Raw genomic sequence first — 14495 nt, 5'->3', positions numbered from 1 at the left:
ATGCTGAGCTCTTTGTGGCCGCATACAGTTTCTCCTTAACCCTTGCAAGGAGATCAGGGTTGAGGTACTGCATGGCCCACTCCATCATCGCAATGTTACCGCAGCTGCAGTCACAGCAGGCAACACCATTCTCTGCAATGGCCTCTGCCCAGGTTGTGGCTATGAGGCGCCTTGTGGCATCATCAGCATTCCAGTACCCGCGGTGTATTGCAGTGAGCATGGTACCTGTCATGCTTATGAGTGCATAGCTGTTCTTACCCCTTGAAAGCCATTCCCTGACACCGATGCCATATCTGTCCTTGAGGTAGACATCCACGGTCTCCCTCCACATCCACTCTGAGACAGTCTCGGGACTCATAACATTCCATCCCCAGAGGTTGGCCACGAAGTTGTTTGAGATCTCCCTTGCACCTGCATATCCGCTCTGCATCATCGCCTGTATCCACCGGGGGTTGTAGTAGCGGGACTGGAGCTCCCTGTAGAGGAACTGTCCAAGTGTCTCTATTCTGGAAGCTGATGGGTTCACCTGGTTTATTATGTACATCCCTGGAATCTTACCGCCTGAAGCCTCCACTGCAAGCCTGAAGCCGCCGAGGAACTCGAAGTTGTGGTCCACGTCAACAACGCCATAGAGATTTGTTGACCTTGAGTGGTAGACGCCCTCAACGTCCCGTAGTCTCATTGTTAGGACCTCTTCAAGGTCCACTCCCCAGCCATCCTCGCTCAGCGCATACTTCATGCTGTCGATGTAGAGTTTTCCAAGGTCCAGCCTTTCATCCCACGTCCAGTCCTGCTGAACAGCCTCTGGGAGTCTGGTGCCATAGTTACCGAGGGATGGTCCAAATAGCCTGGATATTGCGGCGATTCCAGCGTCCTCAGGTTTCATTCCAAGTTTAATGAGTGCCTTGACGTCTGAGAGCCAGTGCCTTGCAATGGAGTTCTTATCGAGTGGGTCGCTGCCAGGAATGAAGAGACCTGCTTTCTGGATACTTGAAACCGAGGCGTTGAGTGCGGCGAGGAGTTTTGTCCTGTTATCGTTTGTTTCCTGATTTATAACTGCCATCAGTGTGTTGAAGGATGCTGCAAGTGCCACCCTTGATGCGCGGTCCAGGAGCACGCCCAGAAGCGGGAAGGTCTCCCTGAATATTCCGGACGTGGTCATCAGGACATCCACCCTTGACCTGTTGAGCTGTGCCAGTGGTGTTGCCCTCACACCCATGACAGAACCCCCATATCCATAGATGGGTTCGAGTCCCATGAGCCTCAGGATGAATGCCACTGTTGCGCCCTTGTCGTTCTGGGTTTCTGTGGCCCATATGACAACACCCAGCTGTTCAGGGGTTGCATTGTATGATCTCAGGGCTTCATCTGCAAGTTTTGATCCCCTGATCCATGCAGCCTGTGTTGGAAGGAGTGATGGGTCCTCACCATACAGGTTCCCCCCTGTTGGGACTGCTGATGGATTTCTGATTGGGTCTCCGCCTGCTGTGGGTGGTATGTATCCTCCGCTAAGGGCCCTTAGGAGCATCTGCCTCTCCCTTGCACCTGAACCCCTGATGTTCAGGACATCGTTGAGTGTCAGGTTGAGGGCCGTTATCTCTGTGGCTGTTAGGTTTCTTCCAAGTGCCAGCTGGAGTTCCGATATGACAGTCTGAAGTGATTTTCCGTCGTAGAAATCCTTTATGATCATATCTACTCCCCGGTTCACCCCTGAAAGTGCCTGTATCACTGATATGAATGTGCTGTTACCTGCGGTTATCCTAGGTACTGTTGCCATGGATCTCACCATTGTGATAACCTGGCTCTCATTCCACTCCCTGCCAAAGACGTAGAGGCCCAGCGGCATCATTGTACCCTCAAGTTCCCTTATGTAGTCGTCTATCCTGTCAACCAGTTCATCGGGGTCCATGTTAAGGTCCATTACTGTCTCAAGGTGGAGCCTAGCTGCCCTCTCCCTTATCAGTTTTATCTCCTCTGATCTGTTGCCTGGTGCTGCATGGTACTGGTCTATCAGGGTTTTGAGTGCCGCGATGTCACCGTAGACTCCAGTTGCCTCCATTGGTGGGGTCAGATGACTTATGCTCACAGCCAGCCCCCTCCTCTTGGCATGTATGACCTCGCCGACACCGTCCATGATGTAGATGTATATGCTTGGCACTTTTCCAAGGCATATGTCAGGGTAGTCTGCCCCTGAGAGGGCTGATTCCTTTCTGGGGAGCCATTCATAGGTTCCGTGTCTTCCGAGGTGTATCATCGCATCGGCACAGAATTCTGTCTGAAGGTATGCATAGAATGCCAGGTACTGGTGGTGTGGCGGGACTATCTGGCTGTGGTAGAGTTTATCAGCGTCACCCTCCCAGCCGCGCTGTGGCTGTGGAGCCACGAAGACGTTTCCATAGAACATCCCGGGTATCACCATGTATTTCCTGCCGTTTTTCTCAACGGTCATGATGTTTCCGGGAGGAGCGCCCCATCCACACAGCCCAGGGACCCTGAGTGCCAGGAACGCTGACTTTACACTGTAGAACTCGTTCCACCTGTTAATGCCGTTTAGGATGTCCTTAAGGGCGCTGTAAGCCCTTAAAACATGTTCCCTGGCCTCTGATGCCCTGCTGATCTGCATGTCATCTATGGTTGAGATCAGTGACTTCTGCCACCTCTCCAGTGTATCCAGTAGTCTGGGGTTGTTAACGCTGTATTTAAAGAGGGCTTCGATGTACCCGAATGGTCCCTCTTCTATCTCCTTTCTTGCAAGTTCAGGGAGCTTGCTGTACCATTCCATGTACCTCTCCACGTCCCAGAGGATGGTTGCATTGGCAAGTCTCTCGAGTTCCCCTGGAGCCCAGTTTGCAATGTTGAGGCCGCGGTTCATCATCTCTGTTAGGAGTTCATCCACTCCCGCAGGCACATTCCTAACAGTGTAACCGTTTTCTCTCAGGAGTCCAAGTATCTCAAGTATTGAGGATGGTCCGTCGAGGTAACTTGCACCTGCAAGGTTCTGTTTCCCTGGCGGGTAGTTGTAGTAGATGAGCGCAACCCTTTTATCCGCGTTCTGTGTGTACCTGAGTTTAATCCAGGCTGCAATCCTGTCTGCAAAGGTTTCGACCCTCTCATCTATGGGCTGATAGAATTCAACCTCAAGTCCTGTTAATGGATCCAGTGATTTTCTGGTTGAACTTGTTACCATTGTGAGTATCTGGCCCTGGAATTCAGGCAGGACTATCTGACTTGTTATGCTGGTGAAGTCCATTCCTGCGTCAGAAATGTACCAGGTTTCCTCTGTGTCAGCCACATTGAGGGGTCTGAAGACAAGGATGTTGTTATCAAGGACCATTTTCTCGGCAATCGCTGCGGTTGCGCCCCCCAGTTTGAATGACTGGAGTGTTATGAGGCCCTGAATTCTTGTCCTGTTCTGTGAGTCCAGGAAGTAGCTTCTCATGGCATTTATGACCGGTGTTCCATCAACAGGGTTTCCCTGGGCTATTGTGGCTATAACATTTATACCCCTTGATTCCATTTCACCTATGAGTCTGTCGAGCATCAGGAGGTCCCCGCGTTCCCATGTGAGGGCCATCCATGATGTTATACCCACCGTTGGTCTTCCTGGAACCAGGAACTGCTCGTAGTCTGTGAAGTTGTAGTAGAGTCTTCCGTTGCGGTAGAGGGCATACTTTGGCACTATAACTGGTTCGCGGAATGTGTATCCCCTATCAGGGAATGCCAGGGCTATGAGGTACATGAGGCCCTCCTCCCTGTTTTCTGGGGATGCTGTGTCTGATGTCTTGTATTCCTGGAACTTCAGATAGGATGCCATGGCAGGGTAGGCTGCCTGGAGTTCCCTTAGAACCATGATTGGTGTCTTGGGGGGTACAGCCCTTGATACTGACTCGAACATGGCCTGCAGCTGGCTGTCAGTTAGTTCAGTACCATTTGCATCCACGAATCGTGTGTTGTTTATGTTTGTAAGCCTTGCAACAGGGAAGCAGTAGTATGGGGTGGGGTAGGCTGCTATTATTTTACCGTTGAGTTTTCCCTGGTTCTTCATTGACATGAGGAGGTCAGGGACGGGTCCGTTTGGGCCGTTGACAGTCTGGACGTTGCTGATGTATATTAGGTCGGCCCATTCAATTAACTGTGCGGTCTCTGTAAGGTTCAGTTTTGCCTGGTCGGTGTTTCTGACCTTCACTGTGATCTCAGGGTGCTTCTGCATTATGTTCTTAACCGGCTGAAGGAGCTGTCCAGCCTCTGTTGGCCATGAGATTATCAGGAATTTTATCTCCGGAGGGTCAACCACCCTCACACCGGCGAGCGCCTCATCTCTGTCATCAAAGATGCTGTTCCTGTTTAGGTCTGCGTAGAGCCTTCCTGTTATGGTTGAGTTAAGAAAGGATGCCTCAAGTACTACATCCCCTGCCCTCACTGATGCATTTGATGATTGGTGCAGTGTCAGTCTCAGTGTTTCGTTGATCTGATACTTAGCAGGTACTGTCAGTGGGTCCACCCATACAACATGGCTATTATCACTGACACCGGTGAATGTGAATCGCCCCTCACTGTCTGTGAGGTTCTCTGGATTTTTAATTTCACCTCCATCAATTTCTGCCGCTACAGCTGATCCCTGTAGAGTCACTGTAAAAAAGGCTGCAATCAATAGAATAATCAAGTGTTTTCTAATCATTTTCACCTCCTTTATTCTTTACAATCAGAGATCTTTCAGAAATTTTATTTAAGAGTTTTTATTAATTTTTTTATTACTATTTCCCGGTTAAATTAAATTAATTGTAATAATTTAATGAAAAATTAATACATTTGATGAAGAAAATTATATGATTTTATAATATTAAATATAATAATAATATTAATTAAAATCCAAAGAGAGATTAAAAGGATTTTTAATAGCATTAAAATCCCATTTACAAGTTTAATATAAGAATAAAAACAAAAAATCAGTTATTTTTCACATATGAGTTATTTGAGTTTCCCTTCACTCAGATCTGTATAATATTAAATTTTAATATTGTATTAATAGCGCTGGTTCAGATCTCTCACATCATCCTTCACTTCCACAAAACTTCCTATGTTACAAAATGAATTATGTAATAATATTAACTTAATATGTAATATAATTGCGGGCAGAGAAACACCACTAAAGCTTGCGGTAGAGAGTGAGGTTCATGATAAAGGATTTCAGGAGAAATTGTGAATGAACACGCCGGTTCCCGGGATGCCATGGAGAGGTACATACTGGTGGCCCTCTTTCTCATTGAGCAGCGCTGGAACTATATAGTGGGACGGGAGTTTCTCCAAGAGAACATAACACCCAAACAGTGGCTTTTTCTTGTGATCCTCGGAAATGTCTTTGAAAGGCCCCCCTCAATGCAGGAGATGGCTGAGGCCATGAGTACCACTCACCAGAACGTCAAGCAACTCGCAGTACGCCTTGAGGAGAAGGGTTTCATAAGGATAAAGCCGGACAGGGACAGGAGAATACTGCGCCTTGAGACAACCCCCAGATTCCATGAATTCTGGAGTGGAAGGGATGAAAAGGACAGGGCAGCTGTGGGGTCGCTCTTTGAATCACTGGACGATGATGAGGTGGAGGACCTCTTCAGGATATTCGCAAAGCTTGAAGGGGCCTCAAAACGAAGGTACATGGAATACCGTAAAAGAAGATGATAGAATGCTTAAAAAGATGTTTGAGATGGAAGTTGAAGAAGAACTCAAAAATAATACCTCCCTGAATGAGAGGGAGCTACCCGACCAGATCAGAAGACACCTTGCCCTCTGCAGCCTCCCTGAAGACGCAGAAAACCTCCTGATAAGGTGGGGGGACTCAAGAATAAGGAGGGGTGAGAGGTGGATGAACATGGACATGTTCCAGTTCAACACCCCCACACCTCAGGTGCGTGTACCTGGCCGGCCGTTTTTTCGGGGTCCCCCTGGAGGGCCTTGACCTCTACTCCAGAGGTAAGGGAAGGATGATCATCAGGGCCCTTAAATTCCTGGAGGTTGCAGATGAGCACGGACCTGAAATGGGCCGTTCAGCCCTTGTAACCGTACTCTCAGAGGCCCTCCTTCTTCCATCCCTTGCCCTATCAGAGTGCATTGAATGGTACGCCCTGGATGATACCACAGTTGAGGCCACCATAAGGGATCATGGCGTTGAGGCCAGTGGTGTCTTCAGCTTCGATGACCATGGAAGGTTTGTGAGGTTCCAAACAGAGGACCGGCACTGTGCAGAGTTCAACATGGAGACGCACCCCTGGAGTGTTGATGTTCTCTCCTACAGGGAACACGATGGGTTCATCTATCTCCAGGAGTGCACCGCAACATGGCACCTTCCTGATGGTGACCTCAGGTACTTCCAGGGAAACATTGATGAGGTACACCTCAACATAAAAACGTTAGGAAAGGACTTGTAGAATGACTGACAGATTATTTATGGAATTTGGGAATGACAATATGGAGTAAATATGATGAAGAAACTCTACCCTTTCATTTTCAGGAGAAAATCCACGAGAAGGTATTCGTCGCCTGTATCAGACGATGCACTCCATGAGATCAGGGATTACCTTGGTGGACTTGAACCACTTCTTCCCTCCATTCCGTTTGAATTCAGGATAATAGGGGAGGATGATGTCAGTACCAGGATGCAGAAACCCGCCCCCCACTACATTGCGGCCTTCTCAGAGGGACACATGGGGCGGCTCAACGTGGGCTTCATGTTGCAGCAGATGGATCTGAAGCTCTCCTCCATGGGGATTGGAAGCTGCTGGCAGGGGATCCCCAGGGTTAAGGGACATGTGAAATCTGACCTTGAATTCATCATCCTGCTTGCCTTTGGGGTCGCAGCAGAACCGGTGCACAGGGAGCCATCAGAGTTCAAGAGGAAACCCCTCGGTGAAATAACAGACATTAGGGGAATGGATGATGTGCTTGAGGCTGTGCGCCTTGCACCATCCGCAGTTAACAACCAGCCATGGTACCTGAGGGGTGGTGATGGGATGGTCCATGCATACTGCCGGGTCCAGAACCCTGTTAAAAGGCGCCTTCTTGGGAGGTGGAACCCCATCGATATGGGGATAGCACTGGCCCACCTCAAGATTTCACTTGAGCACCACGGCTATGGAGCTGAATTCAGAATCCTTGATAAAACGCCTGAAATTAAAAATTACACCTATACAGGAACATACATCTATGGAGATTAAAAAGTGGATAATAATATTCTAAAGGAATTCCTCAGGGACAAGGAACTAAAAAATCAGGAGTTTTTAGTTGGCATCATAGTGAACATCATACTCCTCTATATTGTGAACAGTGTCATGAACTGGAACCTATCATTTGTAGAGGAGTCATTTAGGGAACTGATACCCCTCTTCAATGTTGTGATCGCCGCCAATCTCATTGCAAACGCCACACTTATAATATACCGGGAACAGTGGCTCTGGACCTTCGCCCAGATCATTCTGAGTGCCCTTGGTTACCTTCTGGTCTCATCACTTTACAGTGTCTTCCCATTCACCTTCAGGAACATCTATGTGTTCTACTCTGTTAAATCTGGACTCCTTGTTGCCATGGTCGTTATGGCTGTGGCTGTGTTTCTGCATGGGCTGAAGTTCGTGCTGAAATTCATCCTGAAGGTTGAGCCCTGAGTCCTTAGCAGGGGTTTCAGTCCAGAAATATCCTGGAGGCCGTGTTCATTGCAGAGCCCGCCCTGATCAGGGCTGCCACCGCAGCTGCCTCTTTGAGTTCATCCTCCCCTATTCCCATTTTCAGGGCCTCTGTGGCGTGTTTCTCTGTGCAGGCATCGCACCTTACTGCAACGGCACATGCGACCGCTATCAGCATCTTTTCACGCTCTGTGAGTTTACCCTCAGACATTACGGCGTTTCTGAATTTCATGAATTTTTCGGATATCTCCGGTGATTCTCCAAGGAATTTATCTGCTCCTGACCTCATGGTCCTTAACTTGGTATCTTAACTTAAATATTTTCAGGGTATGGGTATCCCGTGGGGGCACCTTGAGGGGTTCCTGAGGTACCTCCTGAGTGCATCCTCTGTCTCTGTGAAGAGTTCATGCTTCATCCGGGAGGCCTCCTCATAGGATGAGTCTATGTCCATACCCAGGACCTCATGGAAGAAGCACTCCAGGAGCATATGTTTTCTTAGGATCTCCTCTGCAAGTTCCCTGCCAGTATCTGTGAGTTCAGCCCCGAGGTAGGATGGTAGACCACAAGTCCCATTTCATGGAGTTTCCTGAGCATCTGGGTTACACTGGCCGGTTTAACGTTGAGTCGCAATGATAGATCCGATGTTCTCACCGTAACCCTTTTCCGTATCCTGTATATTGTTTCAAGGTAATTTTCCATGCTCCTTGTAAGTTCCATAAGAGACACCAATTGAATATATATTCAAAACCTATTTAAGTTTTACCATCCATAATCCATCACAGGTGGTCGGATGCTTGAGATACGCGTACATGAGATAAGGGGGAACTGCCCGGTATACAGGGAGGGTGACCGTATCATAATAAATGACCCTGAAATAGACCTTGAAAGAACCGATGCCCTGTGCACACATGCCCTATCAACGATACTGCACTACACAACCATCCTGGAGAGGAAATGGTGCCCCGTGGAGCTGGGACTCACAGTGGAGGGTGACAAGGAGCACGCCTACATGCAGTGCGTTGACCCTGGTGAACCCTACACAGATGGGGGCACCGTCATATTCAGGGTGCAAAGGATTGAATGAGGTGTTCAGTATGTTCTCAGACTGCCGCTTCGGACTTGTGAAGTACAGGGGGCGTGAATACACATCAGATATTGTGGTCCACGTCGATGGAACCGTAACCCCAAGGAAGAAGGAGATATCAAGGAGGAAGCATGGAACCTCACACCTCATGGCAGAGGAGGAACTAGAGGAACTTAAAACTGAAAACCCTGACTGTATAATCATAGGTTCAGGCATTTACGGTGCCCTTGAAACCGAATTCAGATCCGCTGTGGTGCTTCCAACATGTGAGGCCATAGAAAGGTACAATGATGAGAAGAGAAGGGGCAGAAGGGTTGCAGCCATAATCCACGTGACCTGCTAGTCGGTGAACCCCTCAAGGTGCAGCCGCACCCAGTAATACCGCAGCATCTCCCTTCGCTCCCCCCAGTCTGGAATGTAATATTCGAGGATCCCCCAGAACCTCCTGCTGTGGTTCATCTCCAGCATATGCGCGAGTTCATGGAGGACCACGTACTCCACGAGTTCATCAGGGAGGTATGAGAGGAGTGTGTTGAAGCTCAGGTTACCTAGGGAGCTGCAGCTACCCCACCTTGACCTCATCCTCCTGAACCTGACCCTCCCATGCGTCACCCCAAGCTCCCCTGAATAATGGTCAAGGAATCCCAGGACAAGGGACCTGAACTCATCCCCACCCCTCCCCTGGAGTTCAAAGCCGGATGCAACCCTCACCATCTCCTCATGTTCATCCAGTTTTCTCTCAATCCAGTCCTTTCTGGATAGGATGAGATCCTCTGGCTTTCCCCTAAAATTCCTGGGGAGTATGAGTCTGATGCTTTCAAATCTGAGTTCTATTCTCGGGTTCTTAACATCCCTATAAATTATCTCATAGCTAATTTCTGTACCCCTGATTCTTACATTCATAGAAATAGTGAAGAATCAGAATCCTTATAGATTACTAAAAAAGAAATGGGGTTTATGTGCCCCTAGGACCGAGGTAATATCCGAGTCCAATGAGGCACAGGAGGGCAATTACTCCAACCACCGCATATACAGGTATCTCACTTTTTTCTTCACTGATTGATTGATGTTTCTTAACCTCATAGGCCTTTGCATTTGATGGTCCTTTCGCTTCACCGACCTCTGATGATTGTGATTCTGCTGAAACTGAGTCCCTGGCTCCACCATTGGCCGAAGTGGATCTTGCCCTTCCAGGTGAACTTCCTGATGTACCTGGACCTGATGTTGCACCGCCTGATGTTCCTGGGGTGGATGGTACATCCGGGGTGGATCCATCAGATGAGGGGGAAAATGCTGAGCTTTTTGTTGCAGCGTAAAGTCTGTTCCTCACAGCCTCAATAAGGTCAGGATCAACGTACTGAAGTGCCCATTGCACCATGTTTATATCAATGTGTCCGCCTGTAACACCATTTGCCTTGACAAGTCTTGCCCATGTATTTGCAACGAACCGGATGTCCCCTTCACTTGCTGACCAGAATCCCCTATAGGCTGCCTTGAGGAACGTCTCTGAAACTGCGATCATGGAGTATGCGTTGCTGCCCTCTGAAAGCCACCTGCTAACCCCGATCCTGTACCTGTCCTTCAGGTATATGTCAAGAGCATCGTTCCACATTCTGTCATTGATAACCTCTGGTGCAACAACCTGCCATCCCCACATGTTTGAGAAGAAGTCACTGGAAATTGACCTTGCACCGGCATAACCTTCCTTCATCATGGCCTCTATCCATTCCCTGTTGAAGAACTTGGTGTGAAGATCCCTCATTATGAACTGTGATGCTGTCTCGACTTTTGCTGATGCTGGGTCCCTCTGGTTCAGGATGAACATGCCTGGTACGCTACCACTGAGGTATTCCACGGCCAGCCTCATGCCACCGAGGAATTCAAAGTTGTGGTCAAGGTCAAGTATTCCATGGACATTGGTGGACCTTGAATGGTATGCCGCAGTGACCGCTGCGAGTCGCCTTGTGAATATCGCTGTTCCCACAGATTCCCAGCTATCCTCTGCATACGCAAAGCCCATATCATTTATGTAGCCCCTTGCAAGTTCTCCTCTGTCCTCCCATGTATCAGTCATGTGTACGCCTTCACGGACGGTCTTTGAACCCCATTCACCACCAGGGGGTCCGAAAACCCTCTGTATAGCTGCTTTTCCTGCTTCTGTCTCATTGATTCCCATTCCAAGGAGATACCTTACATCAGATAACCAGTGCCTTGCTATGCTGTTCATCTCAAGTGAATCGTTTCCTGGGGTGAACATTCCCGCTTCCTTTATCGTCTTAACAGCCGAATCAAGGGCATTAATTATCTTTGACCTCATAGATGGGCTTTCACTGTTAAGTGACTGTATGATGGTGTTGTATGATGCTGCAAGTGCAACCCTGAATCCACGGTCCAGGAGAACTGCGACCTGAGGGAATGTCTCCCTGAACACGCCTGTTATTGTCACAACAACGTCAACCCTTGGTCTGTTGAGCTGTGAAAGTGGCGTGGCTCTGACTCCGATGACATTTGAGCCTCCTGTTCCCCCATAAACGGGTTCAACACCAAGGAGCCTCATTATAAATGAGACTGTGGCGCCCTGATCCCTCTGTGTCTCGGTAGCCCACAGTATCACGCCAAGCTGCTCAGGAGTTGTATTGAAGCTTCTGAGGGCATCCTCTGCAAGTGCTCGACCCCTTATCCATGCCGTATTGTAGGGTATCTTCTGCTGGTCGAGGCCATACAGGTTTCTTCCCGTTGGAAGTGATGCTGGATTCCTTACTGGATCATCCCCTGTTGCTGCTGCAATGTAACGGCCGTTAAGGGCATCTATGAGTGATCTTCTTTCCATCATTGGGCTGATGATTATATTCCGCACATAGGTGTCTGTGAGGTTCAGTGCCTTGAGCTCCGTGGATGTAAGGTTTCTACCTGTAGCCACCTGTAGGCTGACGATTATCTCCTGCAGTGATGTCCCTGCTATTATCTGGAGGATTATCGAATCAAGTGACCAGGGTAAACCTGACAGGGCTTCCTTTGGTGTTAAATACACTGTTCCATTTACGGGTATCACTCGGTTTCTTGTGAGTATGGTGGTTGCAAGTGCCATGACCCTCTCAGTGGTCCAGTCAACACCAAATGAATGGAGTCCAAGTGGTGTCACCGTATTCTCAAGTCCCTTCAGGTATTCGTCAAGTGCGTCAACTGATTCATCCATATTCTCCTCATCGATCAAGGAAAGAAGGTTAAGGTTCTCTGCAATCCTCCTTATCTCGGTAAAGACAGCAGGTCTTCCCTCATTTGAGGTCAGCATGTACTGGCCAATGAGGTTCTTGAGCTGGCTCATCTCCTCTGTCAGTGTATATCCTGTGAATGGCTGTGTCAGGTGCCCTATGACCACTGAAAGTCCACGCCTTTTTGCATGTATGGCCTCGCCGACTCCATCCATGTTGTAAATGTATATGGCGGGTACATTGCCAATGCAGATGTCAGGATAATCTGAACCTGAAAGTGCTATGTCCTTTCTGGGAAGCCACTCATATGTTCCATGCTGCCCAAGGTGAATTATTGCGCTTGCATTGATCCTTGTCTGCAGGTAGGCGTAAAATGCAAGGTACTGATATGTTGGCGGTATAACCTGGCTGTGGTAGAGCATTGAAGCATCCTCATAGCCTCTCATTGGCTGTGGTCCAATGTAAACTTTACCGAAGCTTATTATCGGTAGCACGAAGTACTTTTTTCCGCCTCTTTCAATCACCATTAAATCGCCGGGCGGCTTTCCCCAGCCACAGAGCCCTGGTATCTTCATTTCAAGGAATTCTGACTTTGCTCTGCGAAACTCTGCCCATCTGTCCTCACAGTTAACTATCCCCTGAAGTGCACTGTAGGCCCTTTCAAGGAGTTCAAGTGCCCTTTCCCTCTGCGTTAGGTTCCGGTAGTTACCCATCTCCCTTATAGCTGATTCAATGCCCTTCTTCCATTCTGTAAGTGTATGTGTAATTAGCTTGTTGAGTTCAATAGTTCTCTTGCTGAGTGGAATGGTATATATCCTGGATGCAAGTACCTCAATGTAGCCAAGGGGTCCCTCCTCCATCTCCTTCCTGGTTATCTCCGGTAGTTCCATGAACCATTCCATGAATTCAGATACATCCCAGAGAACCATCCCTGCTGATGCATTCTCAAGTTCACCTGCAAGTTCAAGGTTTCTTCCCCGCCCCAGCATTGTGGCTATGAGTTCCTCAACGTTTGATGGTACCTCCAGCGTGTAACCGTTTTCCTTAAGTAGCCTGAGAATGCTGATTATTGATTCAGGGCCGTTTAGAGAGTTGCCCCCTGCAAGGTTTTCCCTGCCCGGTGGATAGTTGTAGTAGACAATTGCAACGATTTTTTCAGTGTTATTCATGTATCGAAGTTTCAGCCAGTTTGAAATCCTCTCACATATTCTTATGAGCCTCTCTGGTATGACATCGGCGACGACCATCTCAAGTCCGGTTACCGGATCCACTGATGTTTTCATTGTTGCAATGAGTATCTGTTCAATGTGGCCCTGGGTCTCCTCAATTGCCATCTCAGATCCAAAACTGTAGTCCAAGCCCTGCTGTGAGATCTGCCAGTAATCAGTGGTGAGGTAACCGCTTGACCAGACCTGTAGGGGTGAAAACACAGGTACCCCAAAACTTGAGAGGAAGCTAGTTCCATTTGCCTGGCCCATACTTCCACCGATGAGCCATGCCAGGTTGATTATGGCATCGACCCTTGAGGTGTTTGCTGTTCGATCAATGAAGTATTCATTGATTGCCCTTATAACGTTGAGGCCGTTTGCGGGGTTACCCTCTGCAACCACGGGTATAGTGTTTATGCCTCTGCTTTCAAGTTCAGTCACAAGTGCGTCCAGAATGTTGCTATCACCCCTTCCAAGGGTCACATGTCTGTAGGCGATTATTCCAACGGTGGGTCTTCCTGGCTTAACAAATGACGAGTAGCTGGCAAAGTTCTGGTATTCGGTTCCGTTTCTGTATATAACATAAGGTTTGGTTGATACTGGTGGTCTGTAGGTGAAGCCCCCATCGGGGTAGCTGAGGGCAAGGAAGTACATTAAAAGATCCCTTGAAAGGTACCTGTATGCCTCAATGTAATTTGCCGCTGCAGGGTACTGGAGTTTCACCTCATCTATCAGGGAGGAATTTGCAGTGTAACCCCTGAGCTGCTGGTACATCAGCTGCATCTGCACATCAGTAAGGGGTTCTCCACTCTGTGATACAAAACGGGTGCCGCCAATATTTGTTATCCTGATGAGAGGAACATACCATGTTGGCATTCCCATGACAACCACTGTCTTGTTGTTCATTCTCCCCTCGGCGTGTAACTCCAGGATACGATCTGAAACTGGACCGCCCTCAATGTTATCCAGGTATATGATGTCAGCCCAATCAATGAGTTCAGGGATCTCTGTGATATTGTTGCCTGCCTGGCTCACAGATCTCGCCTTAAACTTTATGTGGGGGTAATCGGCCGAGATGTTATGCATCACCTTTACCATCTGACTGGTTGTCCTGTCTGTTCCTATTACAAGGAAATTTATCTGATCTCCTGTGGTGTTTGAGGAGTTGCTGCTTGCTGAAACACCTCCAATCAATGTTAAAATTACTGAAATCAGTAGAAATGCTGCTATTATTCCCTGTTTTCTAATTACATTCACCTCCTATCATTTTAATTACAGGACAACTTTGGTAGAACAACCACTTAAATCTTATACACTTGAA

General features: G+C 48.3%; 13 protein-coding genes. 7 read left to right on the top strand and 6 right to left on the bottom strand.

What is annotated here, in order from left to right:
• Positions 1–4630: cobaltochelatase subunit CobN (locus QFX30_RS03590; protein WP_300488376.1), on the bottom strand; the 4630-nt coding region annotated here is incomplete at its 3' end.
• 569 nt (positions 4631–5199) lie between these two features.
• Here QFX30_RS03590 and QFX30_RS03585 point away from each other — a divergent pair.
• Genes QFX30_RS03585 through QFX30_RS03565 form a run of 5 tightly spaced genes read left to right on the top strand, consistent with a single transcriptional unit; the run spans position 5200 to position 7652 of the window.
• On the top strand, positions 5200–5676 hold the full coding sequence (locus QFX30_RS03585; protein ID WP_300488373.1) for a MarR family transcriptional regulator: 477 nt from the start codon (positions 5200–5202) through the stop codon (positions 5674–5676).
• Between the two features lie 4 nt (positions 5677–5680).
• The gene (locus QFX30_RS03580; RefSeq protein ID WP_300488370.1) at positions 5681–5953 is read left to right on the top strand and encodes a hypothetical protein; all 273 of its coding nucleotides are present in this window, start codon (positions 5681–5683) and stop codon (positions 5951–5953) included.
• Entirely contained in the window at positions 5907–6422 is a 516-nt protein-coding gene (locus QFX30_RS03575; RefSeq protein ID WP_300488368.1) for a DUF6544 family protein, read from the top strand. The genes QFX30_RS03580 and QFX30_RS03575 overlap by 47 nt, the downstream gene beginning before the upstream one ends.
• A 54-nt stretch (positions 6423–6476) precedes the next feature.
• Positions 6477–7208 (top strand): nitroreductase family protein, encoded by a 732-nt coding sequence (locus QFX30_RS03570; protein WP_300488365.1) that lies wholly within the window; start codon positions 6477–6479, stop codon positions 7206–7208.
• 3 nt (positions 7209–7211) lie between these two features.
• On the top strand, positions 7212–7652 hold the full coding sequence (locus QFX30_RS03565) for a hypothetical protein (RefSeq protein ID WP_300488362.1): 441 nt from the start codon (positions 7212–7214) through the stop codon (positions 7650–7652).
• A 16-nt stretch (positions 7653–7668) separates the two neighbouring features.
• Here the strand turns inward: QFX30_RS03565 and QFX30_RS03560 are convergent, their stop codons facing one another.
• Genes QFX30_RS03560 through QFX30_RS03550 form a run of 3 tightly spaced genes read right to left on the bottom strand, consistent with a single transcriptional unit; the run spans position 7669 to position 8387 of the window.
• Entirely contained in the window at positions 7669–7959 is a 291-nt protein-coding gene (locus QFX30_RS03560; RefSeq protein WP_300488359.1) for a carboxymuconolactone decarboxylase family protein, read from the bottom strand.
• Between the two features lie 33 nt (positions 7960–7992).
• Positions 7993–8157, bottom strand: coding sequence for an iron dependent repressor, metal binding and dimerization domain protein (locus QFX30_RS03555; RefSeq protein WP_300488357.1), 165 nt, complete (start codon positions 8155–8157; stop codon positions 7993–7995).
• Positions 8158–8165: 8 nt separating this feature from the next.
• Entirely contained in the window at positions 8166–8387 is a 222-nt protein-coding gene (locus QFX30_RS03550; RefSeq protein WP_300488354.1) for a hypothetical protein, read from the bottom strand.
• A 73-nt stretch (positions 8388–8460) separates the two neighbouring features.
• Here QFX30_RS03550 and QFX30_RS03545 point away from each other — a divergent pair, with 73 nt between their 5' ends.
• Positions 8461–8754: a TIGR04076 family protein gene (locus tag QFX30_RS03545; RefSeq protein ID WP_300488351.1), complete on the top strand. Its 294-nt coding sequence runs from the start codon at positions 8461–8463 to the stop codon at positions 8752–8754.
• Between the two features lie 10 nt (positions 8755–8764).
• Positions 8765–9097: an MTH938/NDUFAF3 family protein gene (locus QFX30_RS03540; RefSeq protein ID WP_300488348.1), complete on the top strand. Its 333-nt coding sequence runs from the start codon at positions 8765–8767 to the stop codon at positions 9095–9097.
• Here the strand turns inward: QFX30_RS03540 and QFX30_RS03535 are convergent.
• The gene (locus QFX30_RS03535) at positions 9094–9657 is read right to left on the bottom strand and encodes a M48 family metallopeptidase (RefSeq protein WP_300488346.1); all 564 of its coding nucleotides are present in this window, start codon (positions 9655–9657) and stop codon (positions 9094–9096) included. The genes QFX30_RS03540 and QFX30_RS03535 overlap by 4 nt on opposite strands.
• Positions 9658–9709: 52 nt before the next feature.
• Positions 9710–14368 carry a cobaltochelatase subunit CobN gene (locus tag QFX30_RS03530; RefSeq protein WP_300488343.1) on the bottom strand — a complete coding sequence of 1553 codons (4659 nt, stop codon included), beginning with the start codon at positions 14366–14368 and terminating at the stop codon, positions 9710–9712.
• Positions 14369–14495 lie beyond the last annotated feature (127 nt).

Source organism: Methanothermobacter sp. (assembly GCF_030055435.1).
Lineage (GTDB): Archaea > Methanobacteriota > Methanobacteria > Methanobacteriales > Methanothermobacteraceae > Methanothermobacter.
Note: the sequence above shows the minus strand (reverse complement) of the source record. Positions and strands in the feature narration are given on the sequence as shown.